Here is a 21,957-nt window from a genome sequence, read left to right as displayed (position 1 = left end):
ATGACTGACACTCCCGATCTGACCGTGACCACCGAGGCTCTCGAAGCCGGCGAGGCGACACTGCCCAAGCACGGCTTCCTCAACCGGCTCTACACCGGCACCGGGGCGTTCGAGGTCATTGGCAAGCGCAAGCTGTGGTTCGCCATCAGCGGTGCCATTCTGCTCATCTCGATCGCCGCGATCCTGTTGCGCGGCTTCACCTTCGGTATCGACTTCGAGGGCGGCACCAAGGTTTCCATGCCCGCCGGCGAGGCCACCTCGCAACAGGTCGAGGACGTCTTCAGCCAGACGCTCGGCAAGGCGCCCGAATCGGTGGTGATCGTCGGCAACGGCTCGGCGGCCACCGTGCAGATCCGTTCGGAGACGCTGGACAGCGGTGAGACCGCCAAACTCCGCGAGGCGCTGTTCGCCAAGTTCTCGCCCCGCGGATCGGACGGCCAGCCCAGCGCACAGGCGATCAGCGACTCGGCCGTCTCGGAGACCTGGGGCGGGCAGATCACCAAGAAGGCACTGGTCGCGCTCCTGGTGTTCGTCGTGATCGTCGCCATCTACATCGGCGTCCGCTACGAGCGCTACATGGCGATCGCCGCCCTGGCCACCATGTTCTTCGACCTCCTGGTGACCGCGGGGGTCTACGCGCTGGTCGGCTTCGAGGTCACCCCGGCCACCGTGATCGGTCTGTTGACCATCCTGGGCTTCTCGCTCTACGACACGGTCATCGTGTTCGACAAGGTCGAGGAGAACACCCACGGCTTCGAGCACACCACCCGGCGCACCTTCGCCGAGCAGGCCAACCTGGCGGTCAACCAGACCTTCATGCGATCGATCAACACCAGCCTCATCTCGCTGCTGCCGATCATCGCGCTGATCGTCGTCGCGGTCTGGCTGCTGGGTGTGGGCACGCTGAAGGACCTCGCGCTGGTCCAGCTGGTCGGCATCATCGTCGGTACCTACTCGTCGATCTTCTTCGCCACCCCGCTGCTGGTCACCCTGCGCGAACGCACCGAACTGGTGCGCACCCACACCCGCCGCGTCCTCAAGCGGCGGGCCCGGGCCGGCGGCGCCGAAGCGGCGTCGGCCGGCGACGGATCGGGCGCCGGGGCGTCGGACATCAGCGATGTGACCGAGGGCGCCGGGCCCGAGGCACTGACCACCGTCGCGGGCAGCAAGCCCGCCCCGGGGGCCAAGCCGCTCCGGCCCACCGCCAGCCGCACCGGCCGCCCCACGGGTAAACGCCGGCATTAGAGGTCGACTGATGCGTCCCGCCATCCGCCGCCGGGCCACCGTGGTCGGCGCCGCCGTGCTGACCGCCGCGAGTTTCGCGGTCACGTCGTGCGGGCATGGTGCGGCCGACCACATCGACTACGCCGTCGACGGCACGCTGCTCACCTACAACACCAACACCGTCGCGGGGGCCGCATCCAGCGGGCCGCAGGCCTTCGCGCGGGTGCTGACCGGATTCGGCTATCACGGCCCGGACGGCCAGGTGGTCGGCGACCATGATTTCGGGTCGGTCGCCGTGGTCGGCCGGGAACCGCTGGTGCTGGACTACCAGATCGCCGACAACGCGGTGTACTCCGACGGCAAACCGATCACCTGTGACGACATGGTGCTCGCCTGGGCCGCCCAATCCGGGCGATTCCCCGGCTTCGACGCCGCCAGCAAGGCCGGCTACATCGACATCACCGGGATCGACTGCCAACCCGGTCAGAAGAAGGCCCGGGTGTCCTTCGCGCCGGGCCGGTCGATCGCCGACTACCCACAGCTGTTCACGGCCACCTCGCTGATGCCGTCGCACGTGATCTCCGATGAGCTCGGGCTGGGCGAGGGCGGCACCACCGTCGCGGTCCAGCAGAACGATCCGCAGAAGCTGGCCCAGATCGCCCAGGTGTGGAACACCACCTGGGACCTGCACCCCGGCCTCGACGCCAAGCGGTTCCCGTCGTCGGGCCCGTACAAGATCGCCTCGGTCCGCGCCGACGGCGCGGTCGAACTGGTCGCCAACGACCGCTGGTGGGGCGCCAAGCCGGTGACGGACCGGATCACCGTGTGGCCGCGCGGGGTCGACGTGCAGGACCGGATCAACGCCGGCACGTTCAACGTCGTCGACATCGCGACGGGGTCGTCGGGCACCCTGACCACACCCGACGGCTACACCCGCACGGACTACCCGTCGGCCGGGATCGAGCAGCTCATCTTCGCCCCGGGGGGACCCCTCGCGGCGCCGCCGGCGCGCCGGGCGGTGGCACTGTGCACGCCGCGCGACGTCATCGCCCGCAACGCCGAGGTCCCGGTGAGCGACGCCCGGCTCAACCCGGCGGCCGACAATTCGTTCGGCCAGGCCGAGGTGGTGGCCGAGGCCGGGCAGTTCGCCGTGTCCAACCCCGACGCGGCGCGCGCCGCGCTGGCCGGGGCGCCGCTTTCGGTGCGCATCGGCTATCAGACTCCGAACCCGCGGCTGGCCGCCGCCGTCGGCGCGATCGCCAAGGCCTGCGCCCCGGCCGGCATCACGGTGTCCGATGCCGCCTCGGACACCATCGGTCCGCAGGCGTTGCGGGACGGCATCATCGACGTGCTGCTGGCCAGCACCGGCGGTGCCACCGGCAGCGGCTCGACGGGATCGTCGGCCCTGGACGCCTATTCGCTGTTCACCGGCAACGGCAACAACCTGCCCAACTACGGCAACGGTCAGATCGACGGCATCATCAGCGCCCTGGCGGTGACGGTCGATCCCAAGGAGCAGACCCGGCAGATTGCCGCCGGCGCACCGGTGCTGTGGGCCGACGTTCCGACGCTGCCGCTCTACCGTCAACAGCGCACCCTGCTGACATCCACGGAGATGCAGGCGGTGGATGCCGGCCCGGCGCGCTGGGGCGCGGGCTGGAACATGGACCGCTGGCAGCGGGGGAAGTGAGGGAATACGTGGCCCACCCTGCGGTCGACCCCGAGGTCACCGAACTGGTTGTGGAACTGACCCGAGAGGTGCCGGATTTCCCCGAACCGGGCGTGCAGTTCAAGGATCTGACGCCGCTGCTGGCCGATCGGCGCGGCCTCACCGTCGTCACCGGCGCATTGGCCGACATCGCCGAGGGATCCGACCTGATCGCCGGGATCGATGCCCGCGGCTTCCTGCTTGGCGCCGCCGTGGCCACCAAACTCGGGACCGGAGTGCTGGCGATCCGCAAGGGCGGCAAACTGCCGCCGCCGGTGCGCCGCGAGGAGTATGCCCTCGAGTACGGCACGGCGGTTCTCGAGATCCCCGCCGAGGGCATCGACCTGACCGGGCTGCGCATCGCCCTCATCGACGACGTGCTGGCCACCGGAGGCACCATGGCGGCGGCCCGCAAGCTGCTCGTCGACGGCGGGGCGCATGTGACCGTCGGCGCGGTGGTTCTCGAGCTGACCGACCTGGGCGGGCGGGACGTCGTGGCCCCGCTGGCGGTGACCAGCCTGCGTTCCATCTGACCGGACGATCGGCAATACTCGGCGATACCCTTGGAGTTCCTGGGACGGCGGCACATCGGGAGGTGACGGACGTGGCGGACGAGCAGGGCGCGGTCGCGCCGGCATCCACGGTGCCGCCGCTCGACACGGTGCACAGCGACGCGCCCGATCAGACGAAGGCGGCGGCCGCCGTGACCACAGCGGCCGCCACCAGCGCCTCCCGGCGGGTCCGGGCCCGGCTGGCGCGGCGGATGACGTCGCAGCGCGGCGCCCTCAACCCGGTGCTCGAGCCGCTGGTGGCGGTGCACCGCGAGATCCATCCCAAGGCGGACCTGGCATTGCTACAGCGCGCCTACGCGGTCGCCGAGGAACGCCACGCCACACAGATGCGCAAGTCCGGCGATCCCTACATCACCCATCCGCTGGCCGTCGCCAGCATCCTGGCGGAGCTGGGGATGGACACCACCACCCTGGTGGCCGCGCTGCTGCACGACACGGTCGAGGACACCGGCTACACCCTCGAGGCGCTGACCGCCGATTTCGGTGAGGAGGTCGGCCACCTGGTCGACGGGGTGACCAAGCTCGACCGCGTGGTGCTCGGCAGCGCGGCCGAGGCCGAGACCATCCGCAAGATGATCACCGCAATGGCGCGCGATCCGCGCGTGCTGGTGATCAAGGTGGCCGACCGATTGCACAACATGCGCACCATGCGGTTCCTGCCCCCGGAGAAGCAGGCCCGCAAGGCCCGCGAGACGCTGGAAGTGATTGCGCCCCTTGCACATCGGCTGGGTATGGCGACGGTCAAGTGGGAGCTCGAGGATCTGTCGTTCGCCATCCTGCATCCCAAGAAATACGAGGAGATCGTCCGGCTGGTGGCCGACCGGGCCCCGTCGCGCGACACCTACCTGGCCAAGGTGCGGGCCGAGATCACGGCCACCCTGAACGCTTCGCGCATCAACGCGGTGGTCGAGGGCCGGCCCAAGCACTACTGGTCGATCTATCAGAAGATGATCGTCAAGGGCCGTGACTTCGACGATATCCACGACCTGGTCGGGGTCCGCATTCTCTGCGACGAGATCCGCGATTGCTATGCCGCTGTGGGCGTTGTGCATTCGCTGTGGCAGCCGATGGCCGGCCGGTTCAAGGACTACATCGCCCAGCCCCGGTTCGGGGTCTACCAGTCACTGCACACCACCGTCGTCGGCCCGGAGGGCAAGCCGCTGGAGGTGCAGATCCGCACCCGCGATATGCACCGCACCGCCGAGTACGGCATCGCGGCGCACTGGCGCTACAAGGAGGGCAAGGGCCGCGTCCCGGCGAACTACGCGGCCGCCGAGATCGACGACATGGCGTGGATGCGCCAGCTGCTCGACTGGCAGCGGGAGGCCGCCGATCCGGGCGAGTTCCTGGAGTCGCTGCGCTACGACCTGGCCGTCGCCGAGATCTTCGTGTTCACGCCGAAGGGTGACGTGATCACGCTGCCCGCCGGCTCAACGCCGGTCGACTTCGCCTACGCCGTGCACACGGAGGTGGGCCACCGCTGCATCGGTGCCCGGGTCAACGGCCGGCTGGTGGCGCTGGAGCGCAAGCTCGAGAACGGTGAAGTGGTGGAGGTTTTCACCTCCAAGGCCGCCAATGCCGGGCCGTCACGCGACTGGCAGACCTTTGTCGTCTCACCGCGGGCCAAGGCCAAGATCCGGCAATGGTTCGCCAAGGAGCGCCGCGAGGAGGCCCTCGAAGCCGGCAAGGACAGCATTGCCCGCGAGGTGCGTCGTGGCGGACTTCCGTTGCAGCGCTTGATGAGTGCGGACTCCATGGGCGCCCTGGCGCGTGAACTGCGCTACGCCGACGTGTCGGCGCTCTACACCGCGGTCGGCGAGGGCCACATCTCGGCGCGGCACGTGGTGCAGCGGCTGATCGCTCAGCTAGGTGGCGCCGAGGATGCCGAGGACGAGATCGCCGAGCGGTCGACGCCGTCGAACATCCCGGTGCGCCAACGCAGTAACGAGGACGTCGGGGTATCGGTGCCCGGGGCGCCGGGGACGCTGACCAAGCTGGCCAAGTGCTGCACGCCGGTGCCCGGCGACGCGATCATGGGGTTCGTCACCCGCGGCGGCGGGGTCAGCGTGCACCGCACCGACTGCACCAACGCGTCCTCACTGCAGCAGCAGGCCGAACGAATCATCGAGGTCAAGTGGGCGCCGTCGCCGTCGTCGGTGTTCCTGGTGGCCATCCAGGTCGAGGCGCTCGACCGGCACCGGTTGCTCTCCGATGTCACCCGGGTGCTCGCCGACGAAAAGGTGAACATCCTGTCGGCGCAGGTGACCACCTCGGATGATCGGGTTGCGGTGAGCCGCTTCACCTTCGAGATGGGCGACCCCAAGCATCTGGGTCATGTGCTCAACGTGGTCCGCAACGTCGAGGGCGTGTACGACGTCTACCGCGTGACGTCCGCCGCCTGACGACCCTTTCGCGAGGGTGCACCCTTGTGCATTTCGGCAGCCGGAAAGCACACAAGGATGCACCCTCGCGAACGGGATGAGGGGCCTAACGCCGTCAGGCCGGCTGCACCGCCGCCCGCCACGCCAGCGGATTGAGGTTGCGGAACGGATCCTCGGTGCGCAGTTCCCGCAGGTCGGCGAGGATCTGTTCGAGGGCGTCCTGGGTGGCGCTCTTGACCTGCTGCTCCCAGGCCATCGCTCGGACACGGGACGGCTTGCCGGTGTCGATCGGCGGCCCGAACCGCAGGTACATCCGCTGCGGACGTGGGATCAGTGTCGGGCCGATGCCGCGGACCAGCGGCATGGCCATCTCCCTGCGGCCACCGAACCGCTCGCCGAAGGACGTGCTGAGCCGGCCCCAGACGCCGTCGCGTTGCATGATCGGCCGGTACACGTCGTCGCCGCCGACGAGCCCGACCGGCACGATGCGATAGTCGTGCGCAATGGCGACCCGGGCGAACCCGCTGCGACCGTCCCAGCGCAGCTGGTATTCCTCGCCCTTGAACTTCGGGATCTCCCGCCCGCCGCCCGGGAACACCAGGACGGTTTCGTCGTGCCGCATGAGTTCTCGCGCGGTATCCGGGTGACCAACCACCGCACCCATTGCCGCCAGCAGGTCGCCGGCCGGGCCGGGCAGCTGCCCGAATCCGCGGTCGGCGAGCGGACGGATCCAGCGACCGAGTTCGCGACGCACGTAGTACGGGATCAGCAGGGTCTCGGTGCCGAACTGAGTGTGGTTGCCCACCAACAGGAATCGGCCATCCCGGGGGAGATGCTCGAGTCCGTCGACATACGGTTTGGCGAGGTCGACGACAGGGTCGAGGGCATCACCGGCCGCGCCGGCGACGGCCCGCAACGTCTTTATCCGGTCGGGCGGAGCCATGATCGCGTCGATGTCCGCCGGGGTGAGCGGCCGCGGTTCCGGCGGTCCGAACCTCATGGTGTTGTCCTTTCAACGGTTCCCCCACCATACCGAACGAACTAGTTCGTCTGGCTATGATGACGCTGTGAGATCGACGACCCAGCTACGTGACGAGATCCTGGACGCCGCCCGGGCCGAGTTCGCGCAGTACGGGCTCGCCGGATCCCGGATCGACCGAATCGCCCGTGCGGCGCACGCCAGCAAGGAACGCCTGTACGCCCACTTCGGCGACAAGGAGTCGCTGTTCCGCGAGGTGGTGGCCGCCGATGGGCAGGCCTACTTCGCGTCCGTCCGCCTGGTCCCGGAGAACATCGCCGAGTTCGCCGGCGAGGTCCACGATCTCGCCATCGAGCACCCCGCGCTGCTGCGGATGATCACCTGGGCCCGGCTGGAGGGGCTGGCGCTGACCGAACCGCAGTTCGAGGCCGACGCGCCGCCCGCACACGCCGTCGCGGCGATCGAGAGCGCGCAGGCCGTCGGGCTGGTCGACCCGATGTGGTCACCGCTCGATCTGCTGGCCCTGCTGTTCGGGATCGGGCTGGCCTGGGCGCAGTCCCCGCACCCGGATGCCGTCACCGACGACGCGGAACTTCTCGCCGCGCGCCGGGCCGCTGCCGTCGAGGCCGCCGCCCGCGTCGTCGCGGCGCGCTGACTCAGTCCAGCTGGATCGACTTCACCCGGACGTCGACGTTCGGGGCGCCGTCGTCGCCGCCGCCCTTGACCCCGGCGCCGGCGATCTTGTCCAGGGTGGCCAGACCGGTCTCGTCGATCGTGCCGAACACCGTGTACTGCGGCGGCAGCTGGGACTCCTTGTACACCAGGAAGAACTGGCTGCCGTTGGTGCCCGGGCCGGCGTTGGCCATCGCCAGGGTGCCGCGCGGATAGGTCACCGGCTGCTGGGCCTCCGGGGCGTCCGCGGGGTACTGGTCGGTCGGGTATTCGTTGTCGAACTTGTAGCCGGGGCCCCCGGTGCCCAGCCCGGTCGGGTCGCCGCACTGCAGCACCCCCAGACCGGGTGCGGTGGTGAGCCGGTGGCACGGGGTGTCGTTGAAGTACCCCTGCTGAGCCAGGCTGGCGAAGCTGTTCACCGTGCAGGGCGACTTGGCGTTGTCCAGCTGCAACCCGATATTGCCCTGGCTGGTGGACATGCTGACGCTGACCTGCGCGGGATCGGTCGGCACCTTGCCGGCCTTCGGCGGTGTGGCCGGCTTGGACGCGGTGCCCTCTGCCGGGTACTGGCAGTTGGCGCCGAGATTGGCCGACGCGGTGAACGGCGGTAGCTTGCCGTCGGCGGCCGGCGCGGTGCTGGGGCCGGCGTTGGCGGTGGTCTCGGGGGCGGCCGAGGCCGTCGCGGTGCCCGCGCCGCCCTTGTCGTCCTTGCTCTTGTTCATCCACACCAGGCCGACCACCACGGCCACGGCCACCAGCGCGGCGAGCACGGATCCGATGATCGCCGCGAGCCGCTGCCGGCGGGCCTTCTCCGCCCGGCGTTCCAGCTGACGCTCCAGCTTGCGCTTGGCGGTCTCGCGCCGTTGTTCGTTGGTGGGCACCGGTGCTGTCCTCCACGGTCGGTAGTGCGGTCCGCAAGGAGTCTGCCAGCCGATTCTGAGGTGAATCTGAGCGGGGTGGACACTGGTCGGCGTGCTGATAACCGGTTTTGCCGTCGGCCCGCACGAGACCAACTGCTATCTGGTGGCCGCTCGGGCGTCGGGTCCGGCGATCGTGATCGACCCGGGCGACGAAGCAGTCGGCACGCTCGAGTACTACTTCACCGTCAACGACCTCACTCCGGCGGCGGTCCTGCTGACCCACGGCCACCCCGGTCACAGCGGCGCCGTATTCGACCTGTGTACGGGCTGGGACGTCCCGGTCTACCTGCATCCCGCCGACGTCGACCTGCTCGACGAGCCGCCCACGGACGTCCGCGCGGTGGCCGACGGGGCCGTGCTGTCGGTCGCGGGGATCGACGTGGCGGTCGACCACACGCCGGGGCATACGCCGGGCTCGGTCACCTACCGCGTCACCGCGGACACCGACGAGGGCCCGGCGGAGGTGGCGTTCACGGGTGACACCCTGGGCTTCCGCTGGGTGGGCCGCGGCGCGCCGGACGCCGACCGGGCGGCGTTGCTGAGGTCCGTCGGTGCAAAACTGTTGGTGCTCGGGGACGCCACCGTGGTACTACCGGGGCACGGCACCTCGACGACCATCGGCGGCGAACGCCGATTCAACCCGTACTGCAAGGATCTGTCCCGTGACTGAGTTCAGAGCGCCCAAGGGCGTGCCCGACTACCTGCCGCCGGAGTCGGCCCAGTTCGTCGCGGTGCGGGACGGTCTGCTGGCCACGGCGCGGCGCGCCGGCTACGGCGACGTCGAGCTGCCCATCTTCGAGGACACCGCGCTGTTCGCCCGGGGCGTCGGCGAGTCCACCGACGTGGTGTCCAAGGAGATGTACACGTTCGCCGACCGTGGGGATCGATCGGTGACGCTGCGCCCGGAGGGCACCGCCGGGGTGATGCGCGCGGTGATCGAGCACGGTCTGGACCGCGGCGCACTGCCGGTCAAGCTGTGCTACTCGGGCCCGTTCTTCCGGTACGAGCGCCCGCAGGCCGGGCGCTACCGGCAGCTGCAGCAGGTCGGGGTCGAGGCGATCGGCGTCGACGATCCGGCGCTGGACGCCGAGGTGATCGCGATCGCCGACGCCGGGTTCCGGTCCCTGGGGCTGACCGGGTTCCGGCTGGAGATCACCTCGCTGGGCGATGACACCTGCCGCCCGGCCTATCGGGAGTTGTTGCAGGAGTATCTGTTTCGGCTCGATCTCGATGGAGCCACCCGTCAGCGCGCCGAGATCAACCCGCTGCGGGTGCTCGACGACAAGCGCCCGGAGGTCCGGGAGCTGACCGCCGACGCGCCGGTCATGCTCGATCACCTGTCCCCGGAGTCGCGCACCCATTTCGACACCGTGCTGACGCATCTGGATGCGCTCGGGGTGCCGTACGTGATCAATCCACGCATGGTGCGCGGACTGGACTACTACACCAAGACCACCTTCGAGTTCGTGCACGACGGGCTGGGAGCGCAGTCCGGGATCGGCGGCGGCGGCCGCTACGACGGCCTGATGCGCGAACTGGGCGGTCAGGACCTCTCCGGTATCGGTTTCGGCCTGGGCGTCGACCGCACCCTGCTGGCCCTGAAGGCCGAGGGTGTGACGGCCGGTCCCGGCTCGCGGGTCGAGGTCTTCGGTGTTCCGTTGGGGGACGAGGCAAAACGGTCGTTGGCGGTGCTGGGCGCGCAGCTGCGCTCGGCCGGTGTTCGGGTGGATCTGGCCTACGGCGATCGCGGCATGAAGGGCGCGATGAAGGCGGCCGACCGCTCCGGCGCGGCGCTGGCCTTGGTGGCCGGTGATCGCGACATCGAGGCCGGCACCGTGGGCGTAAAGGATCTGGCGACCGGTGAGCAGGTCGATGTGGCAGCTGATTCGGTTGTCGCAGAGGTTCTTTCGCGGTTGGCCGGAGCGGATCGGTAGCCCGATGGCGTCGATGGGAGTGACAGCGCTCTGGTTGTCCGTTGTGCTGGTGGTCGCGGTGGCAGCGGGCCTGTCGGTGGTGAGCATCTGGCTGGCCCACAGATTCAAGCGGTCCAGGGGCAGTGAACTGAAATCTCCGCTGGCTCCGTTCATCACCACCGTCGCACTGGTATACGGAGCGCTATTGGGTTTTACCGTCGTCGTTGCCTGGGAACAGTTCTCGTCCGCCGAGGCCAACGTCGCCAACGAGGCGTCCACGCTGGCGACGATGTACCGGCAGACCGTGGCGCTGCCTGCGCCGGAGCAGGCCAGGGTTCGGGAAATGCTGCGCACCTACACGACGGCAACCAAGGGGGAGTGGACCGCTCAGGGCCGGGACGACGCCAGCGCCACCGCGCGGACGACCATCACCGATCTGTACCGCGTCCTGGGCAGCCGGCCCACCGACGAAGGGGCCAGCCCGATCGAGGGTGAGATCCTGGCCCAGGTCACCACGTTGACGTCGCAGCGCAACATCCGGGTCCTGGATGCGCGTCCGCGTATCCCCGGGTTGTTGTGGACCGGGCTGGTGTTCGGGGGGATCGTTTTGATCGGCCTGACGGGGTTCACGCCCATGGAGAGCCGGCGCGGCCACCTGGTGCTGACCACTGCCGTCGCGACCCTGCTCTGCCTGCTGCTCTACATCGTCTACTGGCTGGACCACCCGTTCGGTTACCAGGTCGGCGTCACCCCGGCGCCGTTCGAACAGTCGGTGCAGGTGTTCGACTCCGTCGACAACGGCACCTAGTCGGCGCGGGCGTGCCGCTGAGCACGCCCGATCCGCTCGTGTCCCTCGGCGACCAGCGTCGCCATCCGTCGCCGCGCGGCGTCGTCGAGGCCGATGCATTGGGTGTCGGGCCAGGTGGATGTCACCGCCATGGTCTCATCGCACCAATCGATCACCAGCTTCAGGAACTCGCCATAGAAAGCGACCGCACGCTCCGTCAGGTGTAGGCGTTGGGGGAACGGTCCGCCGGTCTCGAGTAGATCCTCACCCAGTGCCACAGCGGCGCTGAGTGTTTCGAGAGTTCGGTCGGTCGTGTTCTCCAGGGCCGTACGGAAGTCCGTGATCGTGCCCTGGTCGGCGAGCAGCGTGCGCACGAGCATCTCGGCCTCGACGGTCGGTGGGGCAGGAGCGGTCCCCAGCCAGTCGGCCAGTGCGGCGCGCCCGGCGTCGGTGATCGAGTAGCGCGAGCGCTGGCGGTTTCCGTTCTCGACCACCTCGACGGTCGCATGCCCCCGTTCGACGATCTTCTTGAGTTCGGCGTAGAGATGCGCCTCCGAGCGCGGCCAGAAGTAGTGCAGGCTGCGTTTGGATTGTGCGACAAGTTCATACGCCGACCACGGTTGGACGGCCAGGAGGCCCAGCACGGCGAAGGAGGAGGCGCTCGGAGTGGAAGCCACCCCTTGACTCTACTCCAATGTGGAGTAATGTTACTCCACATTGGAGCAAGGGGGTTGGGGTGGTGACAGAATACGTCGGTCTGGTGGACACCGATCGCGACGAACTTCGCGAGCGGATCGCAGAGGCCCAGGATCGGTTCGACCAGTTGATCAGGACAGCCAGTCCGCACGATCGTCCGCGCGGCATGGACTGGACCGTCGCACAGGTCGGTGCGCATATGGTGACCATCGTCCAGCGATACAGTTCGATCGCTCGGACCGGCGGATTCCGCATGGCGGATCGGTCGGGCATTCCAAGTCTCAATGATGATGAGCTGCAATCAGTCTCAGGATCGCTACCCGAGATCGCGGACCGCATCCGCGAACTGGAGCCAGAGATGAGTGATTTCTTCGACACCGTGTCCGGCCACGGCCAGGTATTGCCGTTCCACGGGGGTGTCAGTATCGACGGCATCACCACGCAGACCAACTGGCTGGGCGAGCTGCTCCTGCACGGTGAAGACATCGCCCGCGCGGTGGGGCGCCCCTGGGAGATCAGCGAGCGTGACATGCTGTTGGTCGCAAGGGGGCTCATGCAGATTGCCCCGGGCTTCGTCCGTCCCGGCAGCTGCCCGGGCGACGGCATCCGGACCATCTTCCTGGTGCCCGGGGCGCGGCCGTATTTCATGCACCTGCACGACGATACGGTCGACGCGCGGGCGCGCCGGTCCGACGATCGTGCCGATGCGGTGCTGCGGTTGCCCGCGTCGACCTTCACGCGCATGCTCTATCAACGCATCGGCCCGCTGACGGCGGCTCGCCGCGGCCTGCTGATCGTCGGTGGCCGCCGGCCGTGGCGCGCGCTCAAGGTGCAATCGTGCATCGAGCGTGTCTGACCCCTAGCCGCCTCGCGCCACAGTGTCGAGCATCTCGTCGATCCGCCCGATCCCACCGTCGAACGGGTTACCGCGTTTGATCACATAGGTGCCGGCCGGGCTGACCGCGATGAGTTTCGGTGAGCTGGAACCGATCTGGATCCGGCGCTCGAAGCGAACCTGGTCCAGGGGGAGCAGCGGGCTGTTCGGATAGCTGAACAGGCCGAGCTTTCGGTCCAGCACCGCCACCGGGCGGCACTCGCCCGGTGGCCGGGCCCGGCGCGCGCGGATCGCACGAACCGTCAGGAAGGTCAGCACCGCCGCGAGCAGTCCGGCACCCAGGAACGCGATGCCGAGCGGTCGGGATGGCATGTCGGTCAGCGTCGCGACCAATCCGAAGCCCGCCACAACCAGTGTGATGACACCGAGCACGAACGCCAGCGTCGACAGCGCGCCGGTGCGCCGGTCGATGACCACGACACGACGGCCGTCGTCGGTGACCAGCAGACCACCGGTGTCGGCGAGGATGCGTGGAGGGTGCGCCTCGGTCATGAGGTGAGTCTGCCCGCGAGGGTGCGCAAAAGTGCACGACACGCCGTGCGAATGCGGACCGACACGCACGGTCACCGGGGATGGGATCTAGATCGCCATGGCCGCACGAACATCGGATTCCGAGGCGGAACCGCCTGCGCCGGAATGGGTTACCCGGCCGGCTTCCAGGATGTAGTAGCGCTGCGCGGCCTCCAGTGCGAAGCCGATGTGCTGCTCGACCAGCAGCACGCCCAGATCGCCCCGGCGGGTCAACTCCGTGATGGTGGCCTCGATCTCGGCGACCACCGACGGCTGGATGCCCTCTGTCGGCTCGTCGAGGATCAGCACCTTCGGGGAGGTGATCAGGGCCCGCGCGATCGCGAGCTGCTGGCGCTGGCCGCCCGACAGCAGACCGGCCCGGCGGGTCAGCAGTTCCCTGAGGGCCGGGAACAGGTCGAGCTGTTCGTCGATCAGCGCGGCACCGCCCCGCCGGCCGTCGGCCACTACCTGCAGATTCTCCATCGTGGTCAGCTGCCCGAAGGACTGCTGGCCCTGCGGCACGTATGCCAGCCCACGCCTCACGCGCGCGGACGGGCGCAGCCGGGTGATGTCCTCGCCGTCGAAAAGCACTGCGCCGGAAGAACATTTGAGCAATCCGACCGCCGCCCGCAGCAAAGTGGTCTTGCCTGCCCCGTTGTGGCCCATCACGGCGGCCACCCCGTCGGACGGCACTTCGATGCTCGCCCCGTGGATCACTTCGGAGCGGCCGTAGCCGGTGCGGACATCCGCGAGTTGCAGCATCTAGGACGCCTCCAGATCTTCGGTTCCCGCCGCCGCCGTACCGAGGTAGACCTCCTGCACCTTCGGATTGGCCTGGACGTCGGCCACGGTGCCCTCGGCGATCACCCGGCCCCGCGCGAGCACCGTCACCGACGTCGCGAACGCCCGCATGAAGTCCATGTCGTGTTCGACGACCACCACGGTGCGCTCGGCACCGATGCGGCGCAACAGGTTTCCCGTCTCCTCGCGTTCCTCGGCGCTCATCCCGGCCACCGGCTCGTCGAGCAGCAGCACATCGGCGTTCTGCACGAGCAGCATCCCGATCTCCAACCACTGCTTCTGCCCGTGCGCCAGCACACCGGCAGGTTTGTCGGCCAGCCCGGCCAGCCCGATCGTCTCCAGTGCTTCTTCGATGGCCGGCAGCACGCCGTGCCGCCGTCGCAGCAGGGTCCACCACGACCGGCCGGCCCCGGCGGCGATGTCCAGGTTCTGCAGCACGGTGAGCTGTTCGAACACCGAGGCGGTCTGGAAGGTGCGGCCCACCCCGAATCGGGCGATCTGGTGCACCTTCTTGCCCAGCAGTTCGACCCCGGACTTGTTGACCGAACCCGTGGCCCCCACCAGGCCGGTGATGGCGTCGATCACGGTGGTCTTGCCGGCGCCGTTGGGGCCGATCAGGAAGCGCAGATCGCCCTGGAAGAGGGTCAGGTCGACCTCGCTGACCGCCTTGAATCCGTCGAAATCGACTGTCAGGCCACGCACTTCGAGATACTCGCTGCCCATGCCGACATTGCCGCCGGCGACGGGCTCGACGTCGGTACTCACGTGCTCGCCCCCACTTTCTCGGGTTCAGGTTCGGGTGCCGGAGCAGGTTCGGTGTCACGTCGGCGCCAGCGCTTCAGCAGCGTGCCGAGGCCGGCGAGGCCGGCCGGGAGGAAGCCCACCACCACGATGAACAGCAACCCCTGGGCGTAGGTCCACCCCGACGGGAAACGCTCGGAGAACGTGGTCTGCGCCCAGGCGACCGCGATCGCGCCGAGGACCGGGCCCAGCAACGTGGTGCGCCCGCCGATCGCCACGCCGATCAGGAACATGATCGACGGCACGACGCCCACCTGCGCGGGCGTGATGAAGCCGATGATGGGCGCAAAGAGCGCGCCGGCGACACTGGCGAACAGTGCGGCCGCGGTGTAGGCCACCACTTTCACGTTGGCCGGGTCGTAACCCAGGAAGCGCACCCGCTCCTCGCCGTCGCGGACCGCCACCAGAAGTTCGCCGTACCGGCTCTGCATCAACTGCCGCACCACCGCCACCGCGATCAGCAGCATTCCTGCGGCGATGAAGTACAGCATCTGCCGGTTCACCGGATCCGACAGCCGGAAACCGAAGAACGTCCGAAAACCGTTGAGGCCGTTGCTGCCACCGAGATGGAACGACGGGTTGACGAGCAGGATCGCCAGCGCCGCCGCCAGCGCCTGCGACAGGATCGCGAAGTAGGCGCCCTTGACGCGGCGCTTGAACACGCCCAGGCCCAGCAGGACGGCGATCACCGTGGGTAACGCGACGATGGCCAGCAGTGTGAACGCCACCGAACTGAACGGCTCCCAGAACGCGGGCAGTTTCGTGGTGCCGGCGATCTGCATGAAATCCGGTACCGCCTGCTTGCGGACCTCCGCGTCGGCGATCTTGAGGTGCATGCCCATCATGTAGGCGCCCAGCCCGAAGAAAACGCCCTGACCCAGCACGAGCATGCCGCCGCGGCCCCAGGCCAGCCCGATGCCGGCGGCGACGATCGCGTAGCACAGATACTGGCCCAGCAGTCCGAGGCGGAAGCTGCTCAGGACGGCCGGTGCCACCCCGAACAGCAGGACGGCCGCGACCGCGAAACCCGCCCAGGTCTGCCATCGCCCCACGAACGTTCTCATACGAGACTCCTTGTGCGCACGGTGAACAACCCCTGCGGACGGACCTGCAGGAAGATCACGATGATGACGAAGACGATCACCTTGGCCAGTGACGCGGTGGTGCTGTACTCGATGAACGAATTCAGGATGCCCAGCGCGAAGGCCGCGATGACGGTGCCTTTGATCTGACCGAGGCCCCCGACTACCACCACCAGGAATGCGTCGATCAGGTAGGCCTGACCGGTGGTCGAACTGGTCGAGCCGATCAACGTGAGCGCCACACCGGCGACACTGGCCAGGCCGGACCCGATGAAGAACGTGGTGATGTCGGTCCGGCGCGACGAGATGCCGCTGGTCTCGGCGAGGTCGCGGTTCTGGACCACCGCGCGGATACGCCGTCCCATGGGGGAGTGCTTCAGCGCCGCCGCCAGCACCGTCACGCAGACGATGGCCAGCACCAGGATGAAGATGCGGGTCCTGGGCACCACCGCGCCCAGGATCTCCACCCCGCCGGACAGCCAGGCCGGTGCGGTGACGTTCACCGCCGGCGCGCCGAAGACGTCACGGGCGACCTGCTGCAGGATCAGCCCGACGCCGAAGGTCACCAGCAGGGTGTCCAGTGGCCGGTGGTACATCCGCCGGATCAGCGTCACCTCGAGCAGCGCGCCGAGCAGTCCGCCGACCAGGAATCCCAGGGCCAGCGAAACCAGCAGGGAGACACCGGCATTGGCGATGAACTTCTGCACCACGAAGGCCGTGTAGCAGCCGGCCATGATGAACTCGCCGTGCGCCATGTTGATGACGCCCATCTGGCCGAAGGTCAGGGCCAGACCGAGGGCGGCCAGCAACAGGATCGAGCCGAGGCTCAATCCCGTTGCCAGCTGTCCGATCAGTATTTCCATCGCCGAGCCGACGATGCGGCCGCCGTAGGCGGGTGAGGAGGAGCGAGGCAGTCGGGCATACGTCAGCCGGACAGCCCGGCGGCCCACGGGTAGGACTTCAGGAAGGGGTCCGGCTCGATCGGCCCGGGTGATTCCCAGATCGTGTAGATCAGGCCGTCGGGATGGATCTCGCCGATCCGCGCAGTCTTGGTGATGTGGTGGTTCTCGCCGTCGATGGTGACCAGACCCTCGGGTGCGTCGAACGTGACACCGCCGGCGTTGTCCTGAATTGCCTTGGTGTCAAAGGCTTTCGCCTTCTCGACGGTGTTCTTCCACAGGTACACCGATACGTAGGCGGCCTCCATCGGGTCCGACGTCGGCTTGTCGGCGCCGTACTTGGCCTTGTAGGCGTCGACGAACGCCTTGTTCACCGGGTTGTCCACGGTCTGGTAGTAGTTCCACGCGGTCAGCTGGCCCTTGATGTTGTCCGCGCCGATGCCGGTGACCTCCTCCTCGGCGATGGACACCGACACCACCGGCATCTTCTCCGGCGTCAGGCCCGCATTCGTGTACTCCTTGAAGAACGCCACGTTGGAGTCGCCGTTGAGGGTGTTGAACACCGCCCCGGCATTGGAGGCGCGGACCTTGTTGACGATCGTGGAGAAGTCGGTGGAGCCCAGCGGGGTGTAGTCCTCTCCCTTGATCTCGATCCCGTTGGCCGCGGCGTAGGCCTTGATGATGCGGTTGGCGGTCTGCGGGAACACGTAGTCGCTGCCCACCAGGTAGAGCGACTTGACGCCCTTCTGCTCGAGGTAGTCCAGCGCCGGCACGATCTGCTGGTTGGTGGTGGCACCGGTGTAGAAGATGTTCTTCGACGCCTCGAGGCCCTCGTACTGCACCGGGTAGTACAGCAGCGAGTCGTTCGACTCGAAGACCGGCAGCATCGCCTTGCGGCTCGAGGACGTCCACCCGCCGAACACCGCGGCCACGCAGTCGTCCTTGATCAGCTTCTCGGCCTTCTGTGCGAAGACCGCGGGATCGGATGCGCCGTCCTCGCCGACCAGTTCGATCTGCTTGCCCAGCACGCCGCCCTTTTCGTTGATCTGGTCGACGGCCAGCTTGATGGCGTCGCGCACGGTGACCTCGGAGATGGCCATGGTGCCCGACAGCGAGTTCAGCGATCCCACCTTGATCTTCGAGCCGGAAGTGTCGACGCAGGACTCGGATCCGGCGGCGCCGGTGGACTCCTCGGTGGCCTTGCTGCCGCAGCCGGCGAGCAGGAGCGCCGCCGTGGCGAGGACGCTGCCTGCCGCCAGGGCCGGCCTTCTCAGTGGGGGACACGCAGAACTGGGCATCGACAGCCTTTCGTGGAGGTGGGATCGGGCGCGCAACCATGGGCGCCAAGGCGGACGCTAGGGCGTTCGTGTTTCTGGGAAATATCTGTGTGTCACGTCCCGGTAAACCTGCCGCTCGATCGGTATTCCGGCGAATCGGAACGGCGCGGTGCCGTAACGCTTCGGTAGCGTGGGCAGATATGAGGTACATGGCCACCACACACCGACTTGCGGCTGCCCTCGCGCTGACCGCCACCGCCGTCGTACTCGGTCAGGGCACGGCATATGCCGATCCCGAGCCGGCGCCCGCCCCGGCTCCCGAGCAGCCCGCCCCCGCGCCGGCTCCGGCCCCCGGCGGCAATGTCGTCTACACGGTGACCGCCGACGGTCCCGGCCAGGTCGAGCTCTTCTACCTGGTGAACCAGCCGCCGAGCAAGGCCGCCTACAACGCGGACGCCTATTCATTCGTCCAGCGGGTTCCCGTGGCACTGGCCCCGGGCGTGCCCTGGACATTCTCGGCGAACCTGGCCGATCCGCAGTGGGCGATCCTGACCGTCAGCAGCACCACGCACGGCGGTCAGGCCGCCCCCAACGTCTCGTGCGACATCGCTGTCGACGGGCACTCGGTGGCCCACGATCAGCAGCCGTACAACCCGCGGTGCCAGCTGTCCAACTGGTGACCTTCGTCGTCACCGTCACCCCTTGCGTCGAGGTGTAGTTTCGAGGGAGTTGCTCGGTCAGGCGTGATTCGGGGTGAAGTGAGCAATGGCCCTGGACGAAGACAAGCTGAATGCCTTCATCGGCAAGGCATTGGGAGACTTGGGCGCCGCGGTGGGCGCCGCGCTGGTGCTCATCGGTGACGAGCTCGGGTTGTACCGCGCGCTGGCGGCCGGGTCGTCGACCTCCGCTGAGCTGGCCGCGAACACCGGAACGAACGAACGATATGTCCGGGAGTGGCTGGCGAATCAGGCCGCGGGCGGCTACGTCGAATACGACGCCGAGCGCGACGTCTATTACCTGAACGCCGAGCAGGCGCTCTGTCTCGCCGACGATTCGGGCCCCATCGATCTGCCGGCGGCCTACTCCATCGTCGAGGACCTGTTCCACGTCAGGGATCGGGCCGTCGCAAATTTCCGCAGCGGCGCCGGAATGGAATGGGGCGAGCATCACCCCTGTCTGTTCCGGGCCGCCGAGCGGTTCTTCCGGGCCGGTTACAACGCCAGCCTGCTCGCCGAATGGCTGCCGGCCATGGACGGAGTGGTGGACAAACTGGCCGCCGGCGGGTCCGTCGCCGATGTCGGATGCGGACACGGGGTGACGACAATCCTGATGGCACAGGCGTTTCCGCGTTCGGAGTTCGTGGGCATCGACTATCACGAACCATCGGTGGTCACCGCACGCGAGCACGCGGCCGCACTGGGGGTGACCAACGCGAGCTTCGAGGTCGCGGACGCCGTTTCCTATTCTGGGTCCTATTCCGGCGACGGCTACGACCTGATCGCGTTCTTCGACTGCCTGCACGATATGGCCGATCCAGCCGGTGCGGCCCGGCACGCCAGGGCGGCGCTGAAACCGGACGGCCACTGCCTGCTGGTCGAACCGGCAGCCGGTGACAGCGTCGCGGACAATCTCAACCCGGTGGGCCGGATCTTCTACGGCGCCTCCACGATGATCTGCGTTCCGGTATCGCTCGCGCGGCAGGGACCGGCGCTGGGCGCGCAGGCCGGCGAACACCGGCTCGCCGAGGTGATGGTCGCCCAGGGTGGCTTCAGCCGGTTCGGCCGAGTGGCGGAGACGCCGTTCAACCTCGTCTTCGAAGCCCGCCCCTGACACTTGACACCGGATCGAACACATGTTCGCATAGGTCATGCGCTGGGAAGCTCAACGGATCGGGGTGGACGACGGCGCCCTGCCCGGCCTCGCTCGGATCGGATTCGTGCGCACCGTGCGCACCCCGCAGTTCGAGGGCATCACGTTCCATGAAGTGCTGTGCAAATCGGCGCTGAACAAGGTGCCCGACAGTGCCGTCCTGCCCTTCCGGTTCACCGTCAACGCCTACCGCGGATGCTCGCACGCCTGCCGATACTGCTTCGCGCGGCCCACCCACGAGTACCTCGATCTGGACGCCGGGGCCGACTTCGACGCCCAGATCGTGGTCAAGACCAACGTGGTCGACGTTCTGCGCCGCGAACTGCACCGGCCGTCGTGGGGTCGCGAGACCGTTGCGCTCGGCACCAACACCGACCCCTATCAGCGGGCCGAGGGTCGGTATGCACTGATGCCGGGAATCATTGCGGCGCTGCGTGATTCGGGAACCGGGATGTCGATACTGACCAAGGGGACGCTGCTGCGACGCGACCTGCCCCTGCTGGTCGACGCGGAGGTTCCGGTCTCGGTGGCGGTTTCCCTGGCGGTCGGCGACGCCGATCTGCACCGTGATCTGGAACCGGGCACGCCCACACCCGCTGCCCGGCTCGAGCTGATCACCGCGATCCGCGACGCCGGCCTGGACTGCCACGTCATGGTCGCTCCCGTGCTGCCGTATCTGACGGATTCGGTTGCGCACCTCGACGATCTGCTGGCCCGGATCAGTGCCGCGGGGGCAACGGGCGTCACCGTGTTCGGGCTGCATCTGCGGGGTGCGACGCGGCCGTGGTTCATGGAGTGGCTGGCGCGCGCCCGGCCCGACCTGGTCGGGCCCTACCGGCGGTTGTACCGGCGGGGCGCATATCTGCCGGAGGAGTACCGGCGGACGCTGCGGGAACGGGCCGCCCCGTTGATCGCCCGGTACGGGTTGAGCGGTCGGCAGCGCCGGCTGGAGCCGCCGTTGGCGGCTCCAGAACTGTTGCAGCCCACGCTTTTCTAGAGCGGCTCGGCACCTGGATGTGCCCGCCGCCAGGCCAGGATCGCGGTGTCCCACGCGTCGCCGTCCAGTGCGGTGAGCGACGCCGGGAACAGCCCGTCCTCCTCCTTGGCGATGTGCTCGTAGAGTTCGTCGAACGCTGCCCGGAACCGGTCCTGATCCGCGGCGAAGGTCAGGTCGACGGACTCCAGCAGGGTGGCCAGTTCGCGGTGCTCGGCGATGAGCGGCGTGATGTGCTCGGCGAACAGCTCGTCGGACATCATCACCGCGAACAGACCGTCTTCCTCGCCCTGCCAGTGCGCGCGGAGCTCGTCGTACATCGACGCGACCTCGGCGTGGGCCCGTGCGGGGTCGCCCTGGTCGAGAGCCCGCACGGCGGCACCGCCGTGGTTGATCACCCGCTCGTGCTCGGCGATGTAATCCCGAAGCAGTGGAATCTCGCGACAGCCGCAGTAGTGGCACACGGGTCCATTGTCCCCGCCCGCCGCAGTGGTTCCTAGGCCTGGCCGAACGTCATGGAATCCATGTTCCAGTAGCCGCGCAGGTTGGTCAGCAGCCCGGCCGCGTCGACCTTGTAGGTGAAGATCCCGCGGACGTCGGTGGTGAATCCGCCGTCGAACTCGAAGTGCAGATTGAGGATGTGGGCGATCTCGTCGGGCGAGCTGGACGGGAAGGTTTCCTCGGCCTTGACGCTGCGCACCGTGGTCTTGCCGATGGTGTCGTCGTAGAAGACGCCGACCGCGGCCTTGCCGCGGATGCCGGTGCCGTCGGCGTTGGTGGGGGCCTCGCCGATCGGATCCTCGATGAGCACGTCGTCGGCCATCAGGGCCAGCCAGGCCGCCTTGTCGCCGGCGTTGACGGCGGCCCAGGACGCCCGTGAAGCGGCGAGGGCGGGGGAGGTGTCGATGGCGGGTTGGCTCGTCATGTGGACACCTTAGCCAGAGTGTTCACTCTGCCTTCGCCGAGACCGACGAAAT

23 protein-coding genes are annotated in these 21,957 nt (G+C 68.3%); 12 read left to right on the top strand and 11 right to left on the bottom strand.

Going from position 1 to position 21,957, the window contains the following annotated elements; translation table 11 throughout:
* From secF to U0R18_RS04835, 4 genes are all read left to right on the top strand, one after another.
* Entirely contained in the window at window positions 1-1,245 is a 1,245-nt protein-coding gene (gene secF / locus U0R18_RS04850) for a protein translocase subunit SecF (RefSeq protein ID WP_526366475.1), read from the top strand.
* A 10-nt stretch (window positions 1,246-1,255) separates the two neighbouring features.
* The gene (locus U0R18_RS04845) at window positions 1,256-2,914 is read left to right on the top strand and encodes an ABC transporter substrate-binding protein (RefSeq protein ID WP_526366468.1); all 1,659 of its coding nucleotides are present in this window, start codon (window positions 1,256-1,258) and stop codon (window positions 2,912-2,914) included.
* A gap of 8 nt (window positions 2,915-2,922) precedes the next feature.
* On the top strand, window positions 2,923-3,465 hold the full coding sequence (locus U0R18_RS04840) for an adenine phosphoribosyltransferase (RefSeq protein WP_526366466.1): 543 nt from the start codon (window positions 2,923-2,925) through the stop codon (window positions 3,463-3,465).
* 128 nt (window positions 3,466-3,593) lie between these two features.
* Window positions 3,594-5,906 (top strand): RelA/SpoT family protein, encoded by a 2,313-nt coding sequence (locus U0R18_RS04835; RefSeq protein ID WP_526367431.1) that lies wholly within the window; start codon window positions 3,594-3,596, stop codon window positions 5,904-5,906.
* Window positions 5,907-6,000: 94 nt separating this feature from the next.
* Here the strand turns inward: U0R18_RS04835 and U0R18_RS04830 are convergent, their stop codons facing one another.
* A complete protein-coding gene (locus U0R18_RS04830) occupies window positions 6,001-6,885 on the bottom strand; it encodes a lysophospholipid acyltransferase family protein (protein ID WP_526366464.1) in 885 nt (294 codons plus the stop codon).
* Window positions 6,886-6,952: 67 nt separating this feature from the next.
* Between U0R18_RS04830 and U0R18_RS04825 the strand changes: the two genes are divergently transcribed.
* Window positions 6,953-7,519, top strand: a complete 567-nt coding sequence (locus U0R18_RS04825; RefSeq protein ID WP_526366462.1) for a TetR/AcrR family transcriptional regulator — start codon at window positions 6,953-6,955, stop codon at window positions 7,517-7,519.
* Between the two features lies 1 nt (window position 7,520).
* On the opposite strand, the gene U0R18_RS04820 is transcribed toward U0R18_RS04825, so the two are convergent.
* Window positions 7,521-8,417, bottom strand: a complete 897-nt coding sequence (locus U0R18_RS04820) for a peptidylprolyl isomerase (protein WP_526366460.1) — start codon at window positions 8,415-8,417, stop codon at window positions 7,521-7,523.
* Window positions 8,418-8,508: 91 nt separating this feature from the next.
* Between U0R18_RS04820 and U0R18_RS04815 the strand changes: the two genes are divergently transcribed.
* The 3 genes from U0R18_RS04815 to U0R18_RS04805 are packed head-to-tail and all read left to right on the top strand — an operon-like array spanning window position 8,509 to window position 11,177.
* Entirely contained in the window at window positions 8,509-9,126 is a 618-nt protein-coding gene (locus tag U0R18_RS04815) for an MBL fold metallo-hydrolase (protein WP_526366458.1), read from the top strand.
* Window positions 9,119-10,390 (top strand): histidine--tRNA ligase, encoded by a 1,272-nt coding sequence (gene hisS, locus U0R18_RS04810; protein ID WP_526366456.1) that lies wholly within the window; start codon window positions 9,119-9,121, stop codon window positions 10,388-10,390. The genes U0R18_RS04815 and hisS overlap by 8 nt, the downstream gene beginning before the upstream one ends.
* 13 nt (window positions 10,391-10,403) lie before the next feature.
* Complete coding sequence (locus U0R18_RS04805) at window positions 10,404-11,177, top strand: bestrophin-like domain (protein ID WP_526366454.1); 774 nt, start codon at window positions 10,404-10,406, stop codon at window positions 11,175-11,177.
* On the opposite strand, the gene U0R18_RS04800 is transcribed toward U0R18_RS04805, so the two are convergent.
* A complete protein-coding gene (locus U0R18_RS04800) occupies window positions 11,174-11,833 on the bottom strand; it encodes a PadR family transcriptional regulator (RefSeq protein ID WP_526366452.1) in 660 nt (219 codons plus the stop codon). The two genes, U0R18_RS04805 and U0R18_RS04800, sit on opposite strands and share 4 nt — an antisense overlap.
* An 83-nt stretch (window positions 11,834-11,916) precedes the next feature.
* Here U0R18_RS04800 and U0R18_RS04795 point away from each other — a divergent pair, with 83 nt between their 5' ends.
* Window positions 11,917-12,708: a maleylpyruvate isomerase mycothiol-dependent enzyme family protein gene (locus U0R18_RS04795; RefSeq protein ID WP_526366450.1), complete on the top strand. Its 792-nt coding sequence runs from the start codon at window positions 11,917-11,919 to the stop codon at window positions 12,706-12,708.
* 3 nt (window positions 12,709-12,711) lie between these two features.
* Here U0R18_RS04795 and U0R18_RS04790 read toward each other — a convergent pair whose 3' ends face one another.
* From U0R18_RS04790 to urtA, 6 genes are all read right to left on the bottom strand, one after another.
* On the bottom strand, window positions 12,712-13,239 hold the full coding sequence (locus U0R18_RS04790; protein WP_526366448.1) for a hypothetical protein: 528 nt from the start codon (window positions 13,237-13,239) through the stop codon (window positions 12,712-12,714).
* A gap of 87 nt (window positions 13,240-13,326) precedes the next feature.
* On the bottom strand, window positions 13,327-14,019 hold the full coding sequence (gene urtE / locus U0R18_RS04785; protein ID WP_526366446.1) for an urea ABC transporter ATP-binding subunit UrtE: 693 nt from the start codon (window positions 14,017-14,019) through the stop codon (window positions 13,327-13,329).
* Window positions 14,020-14,781: an urea ABC transporter ATP-binding protein UrtD gene (gene urtD / locus U0R18_RS04780; RefSeq protein ID WP_526367429.1), complete on the bottom strand. Its 762-nt coding sequence runs from the start codon at window positions 14,779-14,781 to the stop codon at window positions 14,020-14,022.
* A gap of 38 nt (window positions 14,782-14,819) precedes the next feature.
* On the bottom strand, window positions 14,820-15,923 hold the full coding sequence (urtC, locus tag U0R18_RS04775; protein ID WP_526366444.1) for an urea ABC transporter permease subunit UrtC: 1,104 nt from the start codon (window positions 15,921-15,923) through the stop codon (window positions 14,820-14,822).
* Window positions 15,920-16,804, bottom strand: coding sequence for an urea ABC transporter permease subunit UrtB (urtB, locus tag U0R18_RS04770; RefSeq protein ID WP_526367427.1), 885 nt, complete (start codon window positions 16,802-16,804; stop codon window positions 15,920-15,922). Before urtB ends, urtC begins: the two co-directional genes overlap by 4 nt.
* Before the next feature lie 62 nt (window positions 16,805-16,866).
* The gene (gene urtA, locus U0R18_RS04765; protein WP_526366442.1) at window positions 16,867-18,138 is read right to left on the bottom strand and encodes an urea ABC transporter substrate-binding protein; all 1,272 of its coding nucleotides are present in this window, start codon (window positions 18,136-18,138) and stop codon (window positions 16,867-16,869) included.
* A gap of 188 nt (window positions 18,139-18,326) precedes the next feature.
* Here urtA and U0R18_RS04760 point away from each other — a divergent pair, with 188 nt between their 5' ends.
* From U0R18_RS04760 to U0R18_RS04750, 3 genes are all read left to right on the top strand, one after another.
* A complete protein-coding gene (locus tag U0R18_RS04760) occupies window positions 18,327-18,797 on the top strand; it encodes an Rv2576c family protein (protein WP_526366440.1) in 471 nt (156 codons plus the stop codon).
* Window positions 18,798-18,882: 85 nt separating this feature from the next.
* A complete protein-coding gene (locus tag U0R18_RS04755) occupies window positions 18,883-19,947 on the top strand; it encodes a class I SAM-dependent methyltransferase (protein WP_526366438.1) in 1,065 nt (354 codons plus the stop codon).
* 37 nt (window positions 19,948-19,984) lie between these two features.
* Entirely contained in the window at window positions 19,985-20,983 is a 999-nt protein-coding gene (locus U0R18_RS04750; RefSeq protein WP_526366436.1) for an Rv2578c family radical SAM protein, read from the top strand.
* On the opposite strand, the gene U0R18_RS04745 is transcribed toward U0R18_RS04750, so the two are convergent.
* Together U0R18_RS04745 and U0R18_RS04740 are read right to left on the bottom strand one after the other, a co-directional pair.
* On the bottom strand, window positions 20,980-21,444 hold the full coding sequence (locus U0R18_RS04745; protein ID WP_526366434.1) for a hemerythrin domain-containing protein: 465 nt from the start codon (window positions 21,442-21,444) through the stop codon (window positions 20,980-20,982). The two genes, U0R18_RS04750 and U0R18_RS04745, sit on opposite strands and share 4 nt — an antisense overlap.
* A 32-nt stretch (window positions 21,445-21,476) precedes the next feature.
* Window positions 21,477-21,905: a nuclear transport factor 2 family protein gene (locus U0R18_RS04740; protein ID WP_526366432.1), complete on the bottom strand. Its 429-nt coding sequence runs from the start codon at window positions 21,903-21,905 to the stop codon at window positions 21,477-21,479.
* Window positions 21,906-21,957: the final 52 nt, after the last annotated feature.

Source organism: Mycobacterium sp. (assembly GCF_046330795.1).
GTDB lineage: Bacteria > Actinomycetota > Actinomycetes > Mycobacteriales > Mycobacteriaceae > Mycobacterium.
Note: the sequence above shows the minus strand (reverse complement) of the source record. Positions and strands in the feature narration are given on the sequence as shown.